Below are 17,844 nucleotides of genomic sequence, written 5' to 3' on the forward strand. Positions count from 1 at the left end.
CGCCCTTAACCCAGTGTGGCCGTAAAGGCGGAGCCGTTCCACGTAAGCAGTGCGCTCGCAAGGGGTTGGCCGCTGGCCATGCGCTGCAGAACCGCAAGCGACAGCGGCGGCAGCAGCTCACCGTCGATGCACGCATCCAGCATGCGAGCGCCATTCTCATGACGTGTACAGCGACTACGCAGCTCGTCGGTCGCACTGGCATCTACCACCAAGGTGGCGCTATAGCGCGTGGCGAACTGAGCAATAAGGCGCTGCATGCGGGCATCGATGATCTCGCCGAGAACGCTGTCGTCCAGGTAGCGGTAGGGGACGACCTGCATGCGCGCGAGCAGGGCCGGCTTGAAGAAACGCATGATGCGCGAGCGAAGCGTCTCTTCATCCAGATCGCAGAGCGATCCATCCTGTTGGTCGAAGCCAAGGTTGGAGGTGAGGAAGAACAGGATGTTCTTGCAGTCGATCAAGCGCCCCTCGCCATCAGCGAGCTCACCTTTGTCAAAGGCCTGATAGAAGATGTTGAGAACTTCGGGGTGGGCTTTTTCAACCTCGTCCAGCAACACCACAGCGTAGGGTCGCTGGCGAATAGCTTCGGTAAGCACGCCGCCCTCGCCGTAGCCGACATAACCGGGTGGCGCGCCGAGCAGGCGCGATACGGTGTGTTTTTCCTGGTACTCGGACATGTTGATGGTGGTAAGGAATTGCTTGCCACCAAACAGCACGTCGGCCAGCGCGAGTGCGGTTTCCGTCTTGCCAACGCCACTGGGCCCCACGAGAAGAAAAGCGCCGAGCGGTGTGCCGGGCCGCCGTAGATCGGCCATGGCCGTGAGCAGGTGCTTATGCACGCGCTCGATGGCGGTGTCCTGTCCTTTGACGCGTTCTCTCAGCAACGCGGGCAGGGCGCTCAAACGCTCCATGCGATCACTCGTCATGGTGTTGGCGGGTATGCCTGTCCAGTCGGCAATGACCTGCGCGATCTGCTCACGTCCGACATCGGGAAAGAGCAAAGCGCCCTCGCGCTGAAGTTCGGCTAGTTGCACCACGCTGGCGCTCAAAGCGTCACGCATGGCGTTTTCGTCAAGGGCTCCATCCTGCGGGTGGCCCTCGCCCGGTGGTTGGCGCAGTGCGATGATCTTGTCGACCAGTTGCTTCTGCTGTTCCCAGTCGTGGTGAAGCTTCTGGGCTTGCAGGGCGATCCGGCCGCGTTGGGCTTCCAGGTCGTCGATGCGCTGCGGATCGACGGCGCGGCCAAAGCGAGCATCACGCCGGAGGAGATCAATTTCGGCGACTATTTGTAACTGCTCGTGTTCCAGCGATGACAGCTTGCGTGGCGGTTCGGCAAGCGCCGTTGCGACGCGGGCACAGGCGGTATCCAGTACGTCGATGGCCTTGTCCGGTAGTTGGCGTCCCGCCAGATAGCGGGCGGACAACGTTGCCGCCGCCTGTAGCGCGTCATCTGCAATGATGACGTTGTGCGCCTTCTCATAGACCATACGCAGGCCACGCAGAATGTGCACGGCTTGCTCTTGGCTCGGTTCATCCAGCTTGACCAGTTGGAAGCGGCGTGACAGGGCGGGATCTTTCTCGAAATATTTCTTGTACTCCGACCAGGTGGTGGCGGCGATGGTGCGCAGCTCGCCACGCGCGAGTGCCGGCTTGAGGAGGTTGGCCGCATCGCTACCACCGGCGGCATTACCGGCGCCGATGAGGGTATGGGCCTCATCGATAAACAGGATGGTGGGGCGCGGTGATGCCTTGACCTCGTCGATGACGGCTTTGAGTCGCTTCTCGAATTCGCCTTTGATGGCCGCCCCGGCTTGCAGCGCGCCAAGATCCAGTCCCCACAGTGCGACCTGTTGCAGCGGCGCGGGTACCCGACCCTCCACAATGCGCAACGCCAGACCTTCCACCACAGCGCTTTTGCCCACACCAGCGTCGCCCACCACGATGGGATTGTTTTTACGGCGACGCGAGAGGATGTCGATCATCAGATCGATCTCGCTATCACGACAGAGCACTGGGTCGATGCGGCCTTCGCGAGCCTGCGCCGTGAAATCATGGCCGTACTTGGAAAGGACGGAATCCGCTTCGCCGGCCGGCTGTGCCAAATGTGCTGTCGATGCTTCCGGTGTTTCGGCCGAGCTGGCGAGCAGTGTGGCGAATTGCTTGCGAAACGATTCCCGGTTGATGCCATCCAGGAGGCGTATGGCTGCGAGTGGCAGATAGCGGGCAGGGTTGAGCAACGTCGCGAGCAACAGCGTGCCAGTGCGGATCATGGATTGCCCGAGCTCCAGCGAACCGAGCATCCACGCCTCCTGAAGCAGCTCCACGAGCAACGGCGAGAACGCCGGATACTGATCGTTACCACCGCTTTGCTCCGGGAACGTACTAGACAGAGCCTGTCGTGAGACATCAACGTCCAGGCCCGTCTGGCGCAGTACTAGGCGGATATCGCTCAGAGGGTTGTCTAGAAGTTTGAACAGCAGATGCGGCACCGTTACTTCTGCGCCGCGTTGGCTGATACAGAGGCTGGCCGCTTCTTCAAGGCCATGGCGGCACGTGGGGTTCAGCCGCTCGATAAGTGTCGGTAGATCAATTCTGATCATGCAGTAAAGACTCGTCCGTTGATGTCTAGCTCACTCGTCATCTTGAGTACTGCTTTTGGACCACACCGCAGCGGCACAACCTCACGTGGGTATGAGCATGCGTTTTGAGTCCAACAAACTAGCTAAGCATCTTGTTCGACCTACATCCATAGGACGTGTCTTGTTTTCGGCGAGGAACTTTCACGCACCACGTGACCATGGCGCGTCGGGCAATTTACTTCGTATTTTTTTTAGACTTTTCCGATTGTCGTGGTGGGTGACTATTGAGTAGCGTGCTCAACCGAATTTCTATCGTTGCACCTCTTATTCGGGCTGCTCGCGAACAGCGACACCCATCATGCAAGTCTTGCTACTTCGTTCCCCGATGACGCGAGGCTCTACGCTCTTGGATGGGCAGGCATGGCAACTCGACGAATAACGGCATAAGGGTGCTTGGCTCGTTTTTGCAGTATCCACATGGAGTTGTTATGGCGAAGAAAGCAGGATCCGTCGCACCGCAGGAACGCATCAACATCAAGTACGTTCCTGCTACAGGGGACCAGCAAGCAGAGATGGAGCTTCCTCTGAAGCTGCTGGTCACGGGTGATTTCAAGGGCCATGGTGAGCACGAGGCTTTGGAGGATCGCCAAGCCGTTCGGATCGACAAGGACACGTTCGACAACGTGATGACCGAAGCCAAGCTCAACCTCAAGATGGAGGTACCTTCCGCGCTGGGCGAACGCGCAGAAGACGACACCATCAACGTTGACTTGCAGTTCAAATCGATGAAGGACTTCAGTCCCGACGCCATCGCCAAACAGGTTCCTGAACTTAGCAAACTGCTGGATCTGCGCGAGGCTTTGGTGGCGCTCAAGGGGCCGCTCGGCAATGTGCCGGCATTCCGCAAGCAGCTTCAGACGTTGCTCTCTGATGAAAAGGCGCGCGCCACGTTAGCCAGCGAGCTCAACTTGGTCCTTGACCAGCCCATCAAATCCTGAGCGGTTACGGCCTCGATCGCTGAATCGTCCCGTATCACATGACATCGCGTCGTTAAGGAAAACCCATGGCACAGAAGAGCACCGCGGCCGCCACGGCCACCCCTGTTTCGTCCTCGTCGGGTCTGCTGGAGCAGATCATGGCCCACACCCGCATTGAGCCCAGCCATGAAGGCTACGCGGTCGCCGAGCGCGGCGTGGCGGCCTTCATTGCGGAAATGCTGAAGACCGACGAGCACGAGCAGCCGGTAAACAAGCAGCTGGTCGACCAGATGATCGCCGAGGTTGATCGCAAACTCAGCCAGCAGATGGACGCCATCCTCCACCAACCCGCGCTTCAAGACCTGGAGTCGGCGTGGCGTGGCCTTCAGCTTCTGGTTGAACGCACGGATTTTCGCGAGAACATTCACATCGAAGTTCTCCATGTCACCAAGGACGAGCTGCTGGAGGACTTTGAAGGCGCCGCCGACATCACCCGCAGCGGTCTCTATAAGCATGTTTACACGGCCGGCTATGGTCAGTTCGGTGGCCAGCCAACCGCCAGCATCATCGGCAACTACACGTTCGGCCCGTCCGCGCCTGACATCAAGCTGTTGAGCTACGTAGCATCCGTGGGCGCGATGGCGCATGCACCGTTCGTTTCGGCGGCGGGTCCGGAGTTTTTCAATCTGACCAACTTCCAGGACCTTCCTAACCTCAAGGAAGTGAAGGACATCTTTGAGGGACCGCGTTTTACGAAGTGGCGTGGCCTGCGTGAGTCGGAGGACGCACGCTACCTCGGTCTGACCATGCCGCGCTTCCTGCTTCGTCAGCCGTACGACCCACTGGAAAATCCGACTCGCAGCTTTGTGTACCGCGAAGCCATTGATGGCGACCACGCTAACTATCTGTGGGGCAATACGGCATTTCTGATGGCTTGCCGCATCACGGAAAGCTTTGCGAAGTATCGTTGGTGTCCGAACATCATTGGCCCGCAATCCGGCGGCGCGGTGGACGATCTCCCGGTTCACCTCTACGAATCACTGGGCCAATTGCAGGCCAAGATTCCAACGGAAGTTCTGGTGTCGGATCGCAAGGAGTTCGAGCTTTCGGAGGAAGGCTTCATCCCTCTCACGATGCGCAAGGACAGCGACAACGCAGCCTTCTTCTCCGCCAATTCGGTGCAGAAGCCGAAGGTATTCGCGAAGACCGCGGAAGGGCAGCAGGCGCAGACCAACTACAAGCTGGGCACGCAGCTACCGTATATGTTCATCATCAATCGCCTGGCGCATTACATCAAAGTGCTGCAGCGCGAGCAGATCGGCAGTTGGAAGGAGCGTCAGGATCTCGAGCGCGAGCTCAACGGCTGGCTCAAGCAGTACATCGCAGATCAGGAGAATCCTTCCTCGGATGTGCGTAGCCGTCGCCCGCTGCGTGCCGCTCACATTGAGGTGCAGGACGTCGCTGGCAACCCGGGCTGGTATCAGGTCTCGATGGAGGTGCGTCCGCACTTCAAGTACATGGGTGCCAACTTCGAGCTGTCGCTGGTGGGCCGACTGGATCGCGAATAAGAGGGCAGCATCATGCCGCGGTCCCCGGGACGGGGAAGTCTGTGGGAAAGGCTGGAGCCGGATGCACCGCCTCAGCGTATGCGGACCCGGCAGCAGATGGCGGCCGAACGGATTCATGCCGTCAAGCATCATCTGCAGTGGCTTCTCAATACTCGTCAGGGTTGCTCGCAGAGCAGCCCTGACCTGGGTTTGAGCGATTTCAATGATGCCGCTATCGGGAGTGCGGACCTGGTGTTGCGCGTTCGCCAGGATATCGAACGGCTGGTGGCGACGTATGAACCACGCGTGCAGGTGATGGGCGTGCGCGTCTGCCCCGACCCTGATCAGCCGCTGGACCTCCATTTCCGATTGGATTGCGTAGTTCCTGTTCACAACGCGGATGAGCAGGTCGAAATCGATCTGCTCATCCGTCATCAGGATCAGTCAGCACGTGTCGCTTAGCCACAAGGAAAGCACGAGCCCATGTCGTTACGACACAAGTTTCGCGAAGAAATGGACTATCTTCGCCGGCTTGGCCGCGAGTTCGCTAAGGACAATCCGCAACTGGCGCGATTCCCGGGGGACGAATCGGCCGATCCGGACGTCGAGCGCTTGCTCGAAGGCTTTGCTTTTCTCACGGCCAAACTGCGCCTGAAGATCGAGGATGATTTTCCGGAGCTGACACATTCGTTGTTGCAACTGCTATGGCCGAACTATCTGCGTCCGTTGCCTAGCGCGACGATCGTGCGTTTCGACCCGATGGACCAGGCCATCACGCAGCGGCAAGAGATACCTAAGGGAACCCGCATGCTGTCCCGGCCCGTGGATGGCGTTCAGTGCGAATTTCGTACCTGCACAAATGTCGTGCTGTATCCCTTTCGTCTTCGCGAGGTCAGTGATGCGCACACTCGCGAGAAGTCGATCGTTCGTATTGATCTGTCGACGACGACCGAAAATGCGCTCAATACGTTCGACTGTGACCAGATCGATTTTCATTTAAGCGGCGGCGACGTCACCTCCACGACGGTGTACCTCTGGTTGGCCAAGTACCTGCACGAGATCCATCTCGTGATAGATGGCGAGGTTCGCAAGATACCGCCGCAGCGGGTGACGTTTCCCGGATTCAATCCCGATGAGGCACTACTTCCCTATCCGAAGAATGTCTTTGATGGCTATCGGATCCTGCAGGAGTACTTCATTTTTCCGCAGCGATTTCACTTCTTCAGCCTCAATGCGCTTCGTTCGATATGGCCCGCCAAGTCTGCTACCGACGTTCGCCTCGAGTTTCATTTCTCGCGGCCGATGCCGGCCGATATACGGCTGCGCACCGCTGATATCTCGCTGTACTGCGCGCCGGCGGTCAACCTTTTCGTCCGCGATGCAGAGCCGATTCACCTAAACGGCCACGCTGTCGATCAGCGTTTGGCCCCCACTGGTCATCGCCCTGACGCCTATGAGATTTTCAGTGTCGACGCCGCCGATAGCTACCAGCGGGAAGCCAACGGCCAGCGCGGTCATCGGTTGCGCACCTTTCATCCGTTTGAGTCGCTGCAGCACGAGATCGAACACGCCCAGGGGCGGACGGCGCTTTACTACCGCACGCGACTTCAGCAAGCAATGACTGACGATGGCGTCGTCCATCGAATTGCCTTTGTCCGTGCCGATGAGAGGGCCTACATCGGTCAGGGCGAAACAGTGTCTCTGTCGCTGACCTGCAGTAATCGTGACTTGCCGCAGGCGCTTGGCGTGGGTGATATCTGCCTAACGACGCAGACAACGCCCATGTATGCGAGTTTCAGCAATATCACGCCGCCGACACCAGCCTATCGGCCGGTGCTGGATGGAGCGCTGCTGTGGACCCTGATCTCCAACCTCTCGCTCAATTACCTGTCCTTGCTGTCGGCAGAACCGCTGAAGGCGGTCGTTCGCGCGTATGACTTCGCGGCGCTGCATGACATCCGGCATGCGCGTGCGACGCGCAAGCGCCTGGCCGGTGTACAGGAGGCTGTGACGCGGCCTGCCGATGTACTGATGAAGGGGTTGCCCATACGCGGGCTGAAAACGGAGCTGAAGCTCGATCAGTCGGCGTTTCTTTGCGAGGGTGACCTTTACCTCTTCGGCACGGTGTTGAGCCACTTCTTTGCGTTGTACGCCAGCATCAACTCGTTTCATCAACTGAGACGTCATCAACGTCAGCAACAATGAAAACTATCAATGGCCATGGCAGATCGGCAAGCAACCACAGATCTAGCCGACATTCTGCTGGCCGGGGCGAAGAAGCATGATTTTTTTCGCCTGTTGGAGCAGTTGCACGGCTTGCATAGCGATGATCTTGAGGCGATTGATGCGGTCGAGCCCGAGCATCAACGCATCCGCCTGAGCAGCTATGCGGGCCTGGGTTTTCCTGCGTCGGACATCATGCTTGCCGAACGTATGCCGGCCGACGCGCGTAGCGACTACCGGGTACAGGCCAGTTTCTTTGGCCTGCACGGACCCGATTCCCCCTTGCCGAGCTATTACCTGGATCGTCTGGCCTACGAGTATGGCCAAGGCGTGGGTGTTCGCCCGGCATTTCTTGATTTCTTCAATCACCGCTTGCTGACCCTGCTGCATCAGGCATGGCGAAAATATCGTTACTACGTTCGCTTTCAGCGGGAGGCTAAAGACCGCTTTTCGCGCTACGTCTTCGCTTTGATTGGCCTCAATGACGAGGAGTTGCGTGGTGCTACGCCTATTCCCTGGAGCCGCCTGCTCAGTTATGCCGGCCTGATCGCCAGCCGTAGCCGTTCGCCATCCGTGGTTGCCGGCATCATTGCGCATTGCTTCGACCTGACCGCCGTCCGCATCCAGGAATTTGAGCAACGGTATATGGACGTTCCGGAAGCGCAACGTCTCTCGCTGGGAAAGCGCAACGGCGTGTTGGGCGACAGCTTCGTGATCGGTAGCCGAGTTCGCACCCGGCACAGCAAGTTCACTATCGTCATTCCCGACCTGGATCAGTCGCGTTTTCGCGAGTTTCTTCCCAGTGGCGAAAACTTCGACCGTCTGCGGAAGTTGATCGACTTTCTGCTTCGCGACCCATCCGCCTATGACCTGGAGCTGGGGCTGAGGCAGGAGGAAGTGCCGCCCTTCAACCTTGGCAAGCACGGCGGCAGTCATCTCGGCTGGACCAGCTTTGTGGATCAAAAGGGCCTTCGCAAGGCATCCCGTGTTCGTATCAAGGTGCGCCTATGACTGTTACCGCCGTTTCGCACCACGTGATGCTCGTGGTCACAAACCCCCAGTCTCTCCAGCACGGCAGTACGCCCCGCCATCGTTTCGACCGCACCGGCGGCACAATCGGTTGCCGTGCTGCCAATTGGATTCTTGCAGATCGTCAGGATCGCATTGAACCCATCCATTGTGAGATCTGCCTCGAAGATGGTCATTTTTGCGTGGTTGATCGATCCGGCCAGACGCATATCAATGGCGCTCACGCGCCCATCGGGCTCGGTGTTGGCGCGCGTCTTAGTGAAGGCGACACGCTTCTCGTCGGTCCCTATGTACTGACAGTGCATCTTCATGACGTTGAAGATGCGTCAGGTGATCCATCGTCATCCAGCGTTGACGAGTTATTCGGCGGACAAGGGCATGACTTGCTCGGTGCAGTGGGCGATGTGTTCCAGGCATCGGCGACGCCGGCCCCCATGCAGGAGGGACTGGCCGCCTTTCACGCGCTATCGGTGCCTGATGCTAGTCGCACGGACCTCGACCCTCTCCATGCGTTGGATGCCGCGGAGCGTGAAGCGGCGCCGCTAGCACTTGGCCCACTCGATCCTACCCACTATGGCCTGTCGCCATCCAAATCACAGGCGGACCTAGGCGCCACTCGCTTTGAGGCGGTGCACGGCGCACCCCCTATTCATTCTGGAGAAATACCCATGACCCAACGACGTATGGATACGACACAGGCCGAGCACTGGATGTCGACGCAGCAGTCCAGTGGTGGTGACCCACGCCAGCTGGTAATACCCCTGCTGGAGGGGTTCGGTACGTCGCTGGGCTCGGTGGACGGTCCGATGGCCTATCGCTTGTTGCTGGAATGCGGTCAGGCGCTACAGGCGGCCGTGCTGGGACTCACTGCGTTGTACCGTGCGCCTGCGGGGAGCGATGACCGGTTGGCGCTGCTGGGTCGGACGTTGCAGCCCATCGAGGACAACCCGCTGCGGCTCGGCCTGAACTACGAAGATACCGCTCGCGCGCTCTTCGGTAGCGATCGGAGCGTCGTACACCTGTCGGCCAAGGCGGCGGTGGAAGAGAGTCTGGCGCAGGTGCGGAATCATCAGGAGGCTATCGTGCAGGCCATTAGCGCCGGACTGGACGCACTGCTTCGCTCCTTCTCGCCAGACGCGTTGTTGCAGCGCTTCCAGCGCTATCAACCTGACCCGGCGCAGGCATCTGATACCGACGACTGGGCGTGGCGGATGTACACGCACTATTTCAACGAACTGGCCTCTTCGCGGCAGTTGGGTTTTGAAAAGCTGTTCTGGGAAGTGTTTGAACAAGCTTATGACCGTGCGCTTCGCGCGGAGGCGCAATGAGGTTGTATCGCGCCTCCGCGCTGCTGCTAGCTGCCATGAGCGCGGCTAGCTGCAGCACGCTCGGATTTCATCAAAAAGACGCTGATGCGCCGACGCAAGTGGCGCTAAGCCTTTATGCGGCACCGAACGTTAACCCCAACCCCGACACCTTGCCACCGGATACCGCTGCATCGGCAATGCAGACTCCGGAGATGACGGCGGTGACGGTGGATACTCAGGCGAAGGAAGGACCCTATCTTGTTAATCTGGCCGGCACCAGCAAAGCGGAGCTGGCAGAGAAGATGAAGGCGTTGCTCGATTATCTGCAAAGCCCAGATGAGGGCAAACCTACGCCGCAGATATCTTTGCAAGTGACGCATGCTGCAGATACTTCCGGTACGGTGAGTCGTGCTGCACCAGTGGCAACGTCTACCGACACCGGTGCGGTAGCCTCGGTCGTTCATACCGCGGCCGCGACGACGGCTGCCGTTGCCCCTTACGTTCCAGGCATGCCCGCGGTTGTCGGCAAGATGGCATCGGGCGTTGCGAGTTTGGCCCCTGCAACTGCACCTGCCGTTTCTGCATCATCGCCAAAAGCGGATGCGCTGGCGCTGAAAGCGGAGCCCCCCCATTACGCCTGGTGGCGAGACGCTGACCATGGACGTGCCGGTTCCACTTCGAGCGGGCGGCGCGGCGCATGCCAAAGCCCCCGCTCTTGGCCAGTACGCTGATGGCTCATCTGCCTTGCCTTCCACCGAGGACAGTGCATATAGCGCCATGGCTGGTACGCCTATCGCCTTCAAGATCCTGCAGCTAAAGGACGATTCAGTCTTCCTCAATGCCGATCATGACCTGCTGATCAAGGATCTGAAAAAGACACTGGGTAGTACCTACGTTGATGATGACGACTACGTACTTCAGCCGGGCCAGTTCAAATACGTCGAGTTCAAGAAGATCGACAAGAACACCCGTTATATCGCTGTGCTCGCCAACTTTCACGACCAAACCAGCGCGATCTGGAAACAAGTCATGCGCGTCGAGTCGGGCGGGCACAAGTACTCCGTTCTGGTACTGCTTCAGAACATGGACGTCGGCATGGTGGATGAGAGCTATCGCCAGCCGCCAAGGAACAAATCATGACGACAAAAAATCCGGTCATCTGGAGTGAGGGGTTGTTCGTCAAGCCTCAGCACTTCCAGCAGCAGCAGCGTGCACTGGAGCACCACACCAATCAGCGCGTCAACGCAGTCAGTGAGCACCTTTACGGTTTCAGCGAGTTGGAGATCAACCAGGAATACTTAAGCTTCGGCAAGATCGCTATCGTGCGTGCTCGTGGCGCCATGCCTGATGGCAGCGTGTTCGACATCCCTACCGACCACGCGCCACCCGTGCCCCTGGCCATCACCGAGGCCTCCACCGCCAACCAGGTGGTTTATCTCACGCTGCCGCTGAAATCCGAGGGGGTGCTCGAAGTCCAGTGGCCCGATTCCTATGCCCACATGCGTTATGCAGCGCGTGCCGAAGAGGTTAGGGATACCCACAGCCAGGAAGGCGATTACGTCTCCATGGATGTAGCCTCCCTCAACCTTCAGCTCGCTTTGGAGCGCGATGACCGCAGCGCGTTCACCGGTATCGCGCTGTGCCGCATTCTGGATCGGCGTCCGGACGGTAGCCTTATTCTGGACGAGACGTTTTATCCCACGAGCCTGTCGCTCAACGCTGTTCCGCCGCTCCAGCGATTTCTCGGCGAAACGGCAGGCCTGATGCGCGAGCGGGCCAAAAACATTGCCGAGCGCATCGGTTCTCCCGGGCAGTCCGGCGTGGCTGATGTCACAGACTTCAACCTGCTGCAGGTGCTCAACCGGCTGCAACCCTACTTTCAGCATCTATCCCGGTTGCGCCATCTGCATCCGGAGCAACTGTATGTTGCCTTCAGTCAGGCATGCGGCGAACTGGTGACCTTCACAGACGAAGGTAGGCTCCCTCAAGAGTACCCGGCGTACCAGCACGACAACTTACGGGTTTCGTTTCGCATGCTGGAGGAGACCCTGCGTCGTTCACTCAGCACCGTGCTGCAGCCGCGTGCCGTGTCGTTGCCCATCGTCAGGCAGCAGTACGGCATCCTTACGGCGGCGGTGCAGGACCGCAGCTTGCTGGCAAGCGCGGACTTCATTCTGGCCGTGCGTGCGCGCATGCCATTGGAGAAACTGCGCCAGCAGTTTGTCCAACAAGCGAAGATAGCGTCGATGGAGAAACTGAGCGAACTCGTCGGTCTCCAACTGCCGGGTATTCCGCTCTGCCCCTTGCCTGTGGCACCTCGCCATCTGCCATTCCATGCCGGGTTCACCTACTTCCAGCTCGATCGCACGCATCCAACCTGGCAGATGATGCGCGACACCGCCGGCTTCGGCTTCCACATTGCCGGCGATTTCCCCGAGCTCGAACTCCAATTCTGGGCCATCCGGAGCGAATGACATGACCGCCTCGAACACCGCACGCCCTAGCGGCGGCTTTCTGCGTTCCGCACCCGCTTCCGTGATCGCTCAGAAGCAGAATATTGGCTTTGAAACCATCGCCTCTATCGACAACGATGCTGACCTGGGCTTTTCGCTGCGGGGCCATGGCTACAACCCTCTGGTGGATGCAGCGCTTCCGCTCTTTGGCCTGGTGATCCGTCTGCGGCGGGTCAACGAGTGCAAGGATGTCAAATCCTTGTATGGCGCCGTACGCGACCAAATCGCCTCGATAGACGAAGAGGTGCGCAAGCAGGGCTACGATGGCGCGACGCTACTCGCTTACCGCTATGCCGTGTGCTCATTCGTCGACGAGGCCGTCATGCAGACGACCTGGGGAGCCCACTCCCTGTGGGCGGAACGTTCCCTGCTTAGCCACTATCACCAGGAAACGTGGGGCGGCGAGAAGTTCTTTACCGTCCTCTCGCGCATGTTGATGGACCCGAAAAGGTACCGCGACGTACTGGAGCTCAAGTACATGTGCCTTTGTTTGGGTTTCAAAGGCAAATACGGCGTACAGCACAACCATGGCGAATCCCTTCAGGGGATCATCCGGAAACTGCACGCCGTTCTTCGCGATATGCGAGGAGATGCGCCCGAGCAGTTGACGGATGCGCAGGATCATGTCGCCACACGTCGCTACAACGTGGGTCGACAGCTACCTTGGTGGACGCCTTGGTTAGCCGTGCTTGGTGCTTTGGTCGTCGTTTATGGGCTGTTTGCGATGAGCCTTCATCACACGACAGATGATGTGCTTCGCTCGCTGGAGACCATGCTCAAGCGATAGATGGGGAGACCCGCCGGCATCGTCGTCGGTAGCCGCGATGGCGCCGATCGTCACTGGACTTTCTCTTGGTGTAAGCCGCGAAGAAACAGGGAGCGGGCAATGAATTGCCCGCTTGGGCAAAAGATTGCCCACTTTGCAGGCCGTGCAATCAATCACTTAGCGAGCATCGGGCAACCCATTGCCCGATCTAGCCGGAGAAACGGGGATGTTGGGGCTCGCGAGTGCAAGCGCCTGCGGCCTTTTGTTCGAAAACTTCTCTTATTCGCTTGATATGCATGCGCTTTTTATCGGCCCTCTCGTGTTGGCATGGCGATTGCTGTAGGCGTGATATCCATCCCTTTCTGGATGGCTCCCGGCCCCGCGGCCGTCTTCATTACGACAAAGGACTTTGTCATGCCAACACCCGCCTATATCAGCATCACCGGCAAGACCCAGGGCAACATCACCAAGGGCGCCTTCACCGCCGACTCCGTCGGCAACGTCTACGTGGAAGGCCACGAGGACCAGATCCTCGTGCAGGAAATCGAACACCGCGTCACCACGCCGACCGATCCGCAGAGCGGTCAGCCGTCGGGCCAGCGCGTGCACAAGCCGCTTGTGTTCACCTGCGCGCTCAACAAGGCCGTGCCGCTGATGTATCAGTCGCTCGCCTCCGGCGAAATGCTGCCCAGCGTCGAAGTGCAGTGGTTCCGCACGTCGGTCGATGGCAAGCAGGAGCACTTCTTCACCACCAAGCTCGAAGACGCCACCATCGTGGACATCAACACCGTGCTGCCGCATGCGCAGGACACGACGAAGTCCGACTACACCCAGTTGATCAAGGTGGCCATGGCCTACCGCAAGATCACTTGGACCCACAGCATCGCCGGCACCGAATCTTCGGATGACTGGCGCAAGCCGATGGAAGGCTAAAGGTAAGCAATCGCCACGATCCGCCCTGCCGCGGGTCGTGGCTTCGCTGGGTTCAATGACCATCGAACGCCGTGTATCGACTCGCAAGGAGGCACCATGTCTCTTCAGCCCGATCTTCGTTTCACCTTTCAACCTGCCAGCGGCCTCGCCGTTCAAGTGGTCGAGTTTCGTTTAGAGGAATCCCTGTCCTCGCCCTTCAAGCTGAGAGTTGATCTCAGCTCCGAAAACCCAGCCCTGCTTACGATCTGGCACGGCGAGCAAGGCATGCGCTATGTCCACGGCATAATTTCCAGCGTCGAACAGGGCGCAACAGGCTTTCGGCGGACGCGTTACGCTTCCCGACCGTTGTGGAGTACTCGCTGCATTACGGCATCGTCCATCTGCTTTGGCTTTCTGCACTAGAGCAGGAGCAACGCGACCTGTGAGTGCGATGTGCAGCTCCGCTGCACGAGCCTTCGGCTCGGCGCTTTTGACCCTCGGGCCCCCTGTGCGGCGGTGAGGGGTGGACGATCAGGCCCACAGGGGAATCGGCAGGGATGCCGATCCCTTTTCGCCAGGGCAGAAAGCCCTGTCGAAAAGCCCGGCCACCCCTCACGAACTGGCCAGCTTCACCGGCCAGCGCCAAGTGGGGGTGCCCTTCTCCTTGGTTACTTTCTCTTGGGCATGCAAGAGAAAGTGACCCGGCCTCCGGCAGGAGGGCGGAAGCCCGCCGCAGGCGAGCCAGATCGCGACCACGCCACAACCGAGCGAAAGGACACTGGACCCCTGCCTGCGCAGGGGTGACGGTGCTTTTGAAGTAGTGAGGCAAGAGTGTCCCCTCACCCCAACCCTCTCCCCGAAAGGAAGAGGGAGCCAGGTGGTCGCGAAATCACAATCAAGCAAAGCAACCAACCCCATACCGCACCTCATAAGAAAGACGCCGCAAGCAATAGTCACCCCGACCAAAGTCGAACCCACTCCCCCATCTCCATTCGCCCCCGTATTGTCTCGATCCAATTGGCGAAAAACCCCGCCGGAGCTACACTCGGAGGGTTTCCCGCCTCTCACCCAGAGGCGATCCACCTATAGCCGCGCCAAGCCCCCGGCGCCGCGGAGAGAAGCTCCCCATGGATCAGCTCGACGACATCCTTCATCAAGACCTCGACCCGACCGAAACCCAGGAATGGGTCGAATCGCTCAACGCCGTCATCAACCACGATGGCACTGAGCGTGCGCACTACCTCTTGGAGAAGATGGTCGATTCGACACGCCGGGCCGGCGGCTACCTGCCGTTCAACCCGACGACCGAATACGTCAACACCATTTCGCCGGGCAACGAAGCCAAGATGCCGGGCGACGCCGCGATGGAATGGCGCATCCGCACCCTGATTCGCTGGAACGCGATGGCGATGGTCGTGCGCGCCAACCGCAAGCCGGGCGAGCTGGGCGGCCACATCGCTAGCTTCGCGTCGTCGGCCACGCTGTACGACGTGGGCTTCAACCATTTCTGGCGCGCGCCGAGCGCGGACCACCCGGGTGACCTGGTGTTCCATCAGGGCCACTCCAGCCCGGGCATCTATGCGCGTTCCTTCCTGGAAGGCCGCATTGCCGAGGAACAGCTCGACCTGTTCCGCATGGAAGTCGCCGGCCACGGCCGCGGCCTTTCGTCGTACCCGCACCCGTGGCTGATGCCGGATTACTGGCAGGTGCCGACGGTGTCGATGGGTCTGGGTCCGATCCAGGCGATCTATCAGGCGCAGTTCTGGAAGTACCTGGAACACCGCGGCCTGGTGCCGAAGACCGACCGCAAGATCTGGTGCTTCATGGGCGACGGCGAAACCGACGAGCCCGAGTCGCTTGGCGCCATCTCGTTGGCCGGCCGCGAAGGCCTGGACAACCTGGTGTTCGTGATCAACTGCAACCTGCAGCGCCTGGACGGTCCGGTGCGCGGTAACGGCAAGATCATCCAGGAACTGGAAGGCGTGTTCCGTGGCGCCGGCTGGAATGCCATCAAGGTCATCTGGGGCAGCTACTGGGATCCGCTCCTCGCACGCGATACCAAGGGCGTGCTGCGCAAGCTGATGATGGAAACCGTCGACGGCGAGTACCAGGCGTGCAAGGCCTTCGGTGGCGCGTACACGCGTGAGCACTTCTTCAACAAGTATCCCGAAACCCGCGAGATGGTCGCCAACCTGTCGGACGACGACATCTGGCGCCTCAACCGCGGTGGTCATGATCCGCACAAGGTTTACGCGGCCTACAACCAGGCCGTGAACACCAAGGGTATGCCCACGGTGATCCTCGCCAAGACGGTGAAGGGTTACGGCATGGGCGCGGCCGGTGAGTCGCAGAACCCGACGCATCAGCAGAAGAAGCTGGACGCGGACGCCGTGCGCCACTTCCGCGACCGCTTCAACATTCCGGTGACGGACGACAAGCTGGCCGATGTGCCGTACTTCCACCCGGGAAAGAACTCGCCGGAAGTGGAGTACATGATGGAGCGTCGCCGCGCGTTGGGTGGCTTCCTGCCGCAGCGTCGCCGTCACGCCGACGCCAAGCTCAAGACGCCAGAACTGCAGGCGTTCGAGCAGATCACCAAGGGCACGGGCGAGCGCGAAATTTCGACCACCATGGCGCTGGTGCGCGGCATGAACCTGCTGCTGCGCGATAAGCAGATCGGCGAACGCATCGTGCCGATCGTGGCCGACGAAGCGCGTACCTTCGGTATGGAAGGCATGTTCCGCCAGATCGGCATCTACGCGCCGTTCGGTCAGAAGTACCGTCCGCAGGACGCTGACCAGCTGCTGTACTACCGCGAAGACCAGAAGGGCCAGGTGCTGCAGGAAGGCATCTCCGAGGCTGGCGGCATGGCAGCCTGGATGGCGGCGGCCACCAGCTACAGCATCAGCAACCAGGCGATGCTGCCGTTCTTCATCTACTACTCGATGTTCGGTTTCCAGCGCATCGGCGACTTGGCCTGGGCGGCAGGCGACATGCGCGCGCGTGGCTTCCTCATCGGTGGCACCGCTGGCCGCACCACGCTCAACGGCGAAGGCTTGCAGCATGAGGACGGCAGTTCGCATCTGATGGCTGGCGCGATTCCGAACGTGAAGTCGTATGACCCGACGTTCTCCTACGAAGTCGCGGTGATCCTGCAGGACGGCACCCGTCGCATGGTGCAGGAGCAGGAAGATGTCTACTACTACATCACCGTGATGAACGAGAACTACAGCCACCCCGATCTGCCGCAGGGCGTCGAGGAAGGCATCATCAAGGGCATGTACCTGTTGAAGGATGCCGGCAAGCCGAAGAAGGGCGAGCCGCGCGTGCAGCTGCTGGGTTCGGGCACCATCCTGCGCGAAGTCATCGCCGCGGCTGAGTTGTTGGAGAAGGACTTCGGTGTCACCGCCGATATCTGGTCCTGCCCGAGCTTCGTCGAGTTGCGTCGTGACGGTTTTGATGCCGAGCGCTGGAATCGCCTGCATCCGGAAGCCGAGCAGCGACTGCCGTACGTCACCGGTCTGCTGCAGGGCCATCAGGGTCCGGCCGTGGCGGCCACCGATTACGTGCGCGAGTACGCCGACCAGATCCGCGCCTTCATGCCGGACGGTATGCGCTACACCGTGCTGGGTACCGACGGCTTTGGCCGTTCGGACACGCGCGAGCACTTGCGTGGCTTCTTCGAAGTCGATCGTTACTGGATCGCGCAGGCGGCTCTTGCGGCGCTTGCGAAGGAAGGCAAGGTCAACGCCAAGGATGTTGCCCGCGCCATCAAGACCTACAAGCTGGATCCGGACAAGCCGAACCCGCAAACGGTCTGAAGCCGGTGGTGTTCCTGTGTTGAAAAAGCCCGCCTTATGGCGGGCTTTTTCTTGGACGGTGTCGCGAAACGCCATGCCAAGGGATGTCGATAAGCGGAAGGCTAGCCGATACAACGCGGGACGGTTCCGTCACCATAGAGCACTCCTCACTCACGGCCCGGCGTTACGTC

At 59.9% G+C, this 17,844-nt stretch carries 14 protein-coding genes; 13 read left to right on the forward strand and 1 reads right to left on the reverse strand.

Features of this window, described 5'->3' with window-relative positions:
• Positions 1-5: 5 nt before the first annotated feature.
• Entirely contained in the window at positions 6-2,600 is a 2,595-nt protein-coding gene (tssH, locus tag DYST_RS17495; RefSeq protein WP_239947065.1) for a type VI secretion system ATPase TssH, read from the reverse strand.
• 467 nt (positions 2,601-3,067) lie between these two features.
• Between tssH and tssB the strand changes: the two genes are divergently transcribed.
• The 13 genes from tssB (at position 3,068) to aceE (ending at position 17,674) form a co-directional block, all read left to right on the forward strand.
• On the forward strand, positions 3,068-3,577 hold the full coding sequence (tssB, locus tag DYST_RS17500; RefSeq protein WP_239947067.1) for a type VI secretion system contractile sheath small subunit: 510 nt from the start codon (positions 3,068-3,070) through the stop codon (positions 3,575-3,577).
• A 65-nt stretch (positions 3,578-3,642) separates the two neighbouring features.
• Positions 3,643-5,124 (forward strand): type VI secretion system contractile sheath large subunit, encoded by a 1,482-nt coding sequence (gene tssC, locus DYST_RS17505; RefSeq protein WP_239947069.1) that lies wholly within the window; start codon positions 3,643-3,645, stop codon positions 5,122-5,124.
• A 12-nt stretch (positions 5,125-5,136) separates the two neighbouring features.
• Entirely contained in the window at positions 5,137-5,565 is a 429-nt protein-coding gene (gene tssE, locus DYST_RS17510) for a type VI secretion system baseplate subunit TssE (protein ID WP_275666867.1), read from the forward strand.
• Positions 5,566-5,586: 21 nt separating this feature from the next.
• The gene (gene tssF / locus DYST_RS17515; protein ID WP_275666868.1) at positions 5,587-7,308 is read left to right on the forward strand and encodes a type VI secretion system baseplate subunit TssF; all 1,722 of its coding nucleotides are present in this window, start codon (positions 5,587-5,589) and stop codon (positions 7,306-7,308) included.
• Positions 7,309-7,317: 9 nt separating this feature from the next.
• Positions 7,318-8,337 (forward strand): type VI secretion system baseplate subunit TssG, encoded by a 1,020-nt coding sequence (gene tssG, locus DYST_RS17520; RefSeq protein ID WP_239947077.1) that lies wholly within the window; start codon positions 7,318-7,320, stop codon positions 8,335-8,337.
• Between the two features lie 26 nt (positions 8,338-8,363).
• A complete protein-coding gene (tagH, locus tag DYST_RS17525) occupies positions 8,364-9,683 on the forward strand; it encodes a type VI secretion system-associated FHA domain protein TagH (RefSeq protein WP_239952143.1) in 1,320 nt (439 codons plus the stop codon).
• Entirely contained in the window at positions 9,680-10,393 is a 714-nt protein-coding gene (locus DYST_RS17530; RefSeq protein WP_239947079.1) for a hypothetical protein, read from the forward strand. Before tagH ends, DYST_RS17530 begins: the two co-directional genes overlap by 4 nt.
• A gap of 46 nt (positions 10,394-10,439) precedes the next feature.
• Positions 10,440-10,802: a type VI secretion system lipoprotein TssJ gene (gene tssJ / locus DYST_RS17535; protein WP_239947083.1), complete on the forward strand. Its 363-nt coding sequence runs from the start codon at positions 10,440-10,442 to the stop codon at positions 10,800-10,802.
• Positions 10,799-12,136: a type VI secretion system baseplate subunit TssK gene (gene tssK / locus DYST_RS17540; protein ID WP_239947084.1), complete on the forward strand. Its 1,338-nt coding sequence runs from the start codon at positions 10,799-10,801 to the stop codon at positions 12,134-12,136. The genes tssJ and tssK overlap by 4 nt, the downstream gene beginning before the upstream one ends.
• A gap of 61 nt (positions 12,137-12,197) precedes the next feature.
• Positions 12,198-12,962: a type IVB secretion system protein IcmH/DotU gene (gene icmH / locus DYST_RS17545; RefSeq protein WP_239947087.1), complete on the forward strand. Its 765-nt coding sequence runs from the start codon at positions 12,198-12,200 to the stop codon at positions 12,960-12,962.
• A 393-nt stretch (positions 12,963-13,355) separates the two neighbouring features.
• Positions 13,356-13,874: an Hcp family type VI secretion system effector gene (locus tag DYST_RS17550; RefSeq protein WP_239947088.1), complete on the forward strand. Its 519-nt coding sequence runs from the start codon at positions 13,356-13,358 to the stop codon at positions 13,872-13,874.
• Positions 13,875-13,970: 96 nt separating this feature from the next.
• Entirely contained in the window at positions 13,971-14,276 is a 306-nt protein-coding gene (locus DYST_RS17555; protein WP_239947089.1) for a hypothetical protein, read from the forward strand.
• Between the two features lie 704 nt (positions 14,277-14,980).
• Positions 14,981-17,674, forward strand: a complete 2,694-nt coding sequence (gene aceE / locus DYST_RS17560) for a pyruvate dehydrogenase (acetyl-transferring), homodimeric type (RefSeq protein ID WP_102301431.1) — start codon at positions 14,981-14,983, stop codon at positions 17,672-17,674.
• Positions 17,675-17,844: the final 170 nt, after the last annotated feature.

It is taken from the genome of Dyella terrae, from assembly GCF_022394535.1.
In the GTDB taxonomy this organism is placed as follows: Bacteria; Pseudomonadota; Gammaproteobacteria; order Xanthomonadales; family Rhodanobacteraceae; genus Dyella.

Excerpts from the sequence above, each read along its gene's own strand:
- tssH (WP_239947065.1), bottom strand. The coding sequence starts at position 2,600 with ATGATCAGAATTGATCTACCGACACTTATCGAGCGGCTGAACCCCACG.
- tssB (WP_239947067.1), top strand. The coding sequence starts at position 3,068 with ATGGCGAAGAAAGCAGGATCCGTCGCACCGCAGGAACGCATCAACATC.
- tssC (WP_239947069.1), top strand. The coding sequence starts at position 3,643 with ATGGCACAGAAGAGCACCGCGGCCGCCACGGCCACCCCTGTTTCGTCC.
- tssE (WP_275666867.1), top strand. The coding sequence starts at position 5,137 with ATGCCGCGGTCCCCGGGACGGGGAAGTCTGTGGGAAAGGCTGGAGCCG.
- tssF (WP_275666868.1), top strand. The coding sequence starts at position 5,587 with ATGTCGTTACGACACAAGTTTCGCGAAGAAATGGACTATCTTCGCCGG.
- tssG (WP_239947077.1), top strand. The coding sequence starts at position 7,318 with ATGGCCATGGCAGATCGGCAAGCAACCACAGATCTAGCCGACATTCTG.
- tagH (WP_239952143.1), top strand. The coding sequence starts at position 8,364 with ATGCTCGTGGTCACAAACCCCCAGTCTCTCCAGCACGGCAGTACGCCC.
- DYST_RS17530 (WP_239947079.1), top strand. The coding sequence starts at position 9,680 with ATGAGGTTGTATCGCGCCTCCGCGCTGCTGCTAGCTGCCATGAGCGCG.
- tssJ (WP_239947083.1), top strand. The coding sequence starts at position 10,440 with ATGGCTGGTACGCCTATCGCCTTCAAGATCCTGCAGCTAAAGGACGAT.
- tssK (WP_239947084.1), top strand. The coding sequence starts at position 10,799 with ATGACGACAAAAAATCCGGTCATCTGGAGTGAGGGGTTGTTCGTCAAG.
- DYST_RS17550 (WP_239947088.1), top strand. The coding sequence starts at position 13,356 with ATGCCAACACCCGCCTATATCAGCATCACCGGCAAGACCCAGGGCAAC.
- DYST_RS17555 (WP_239947089.1), top strand. The coding sequence starts at position 13,971 with ATGTCTCTTCAGCCCGATCTTCGTTTCACCTTTCAACCTGCCAGCGGC.
- aceE (WP_102301431.1), top strand. The coding sequence starts at position 14,981 with ATGGATCAGCTCGACGACATCCTTCATCAAGACCTCGACCCGACCGAA.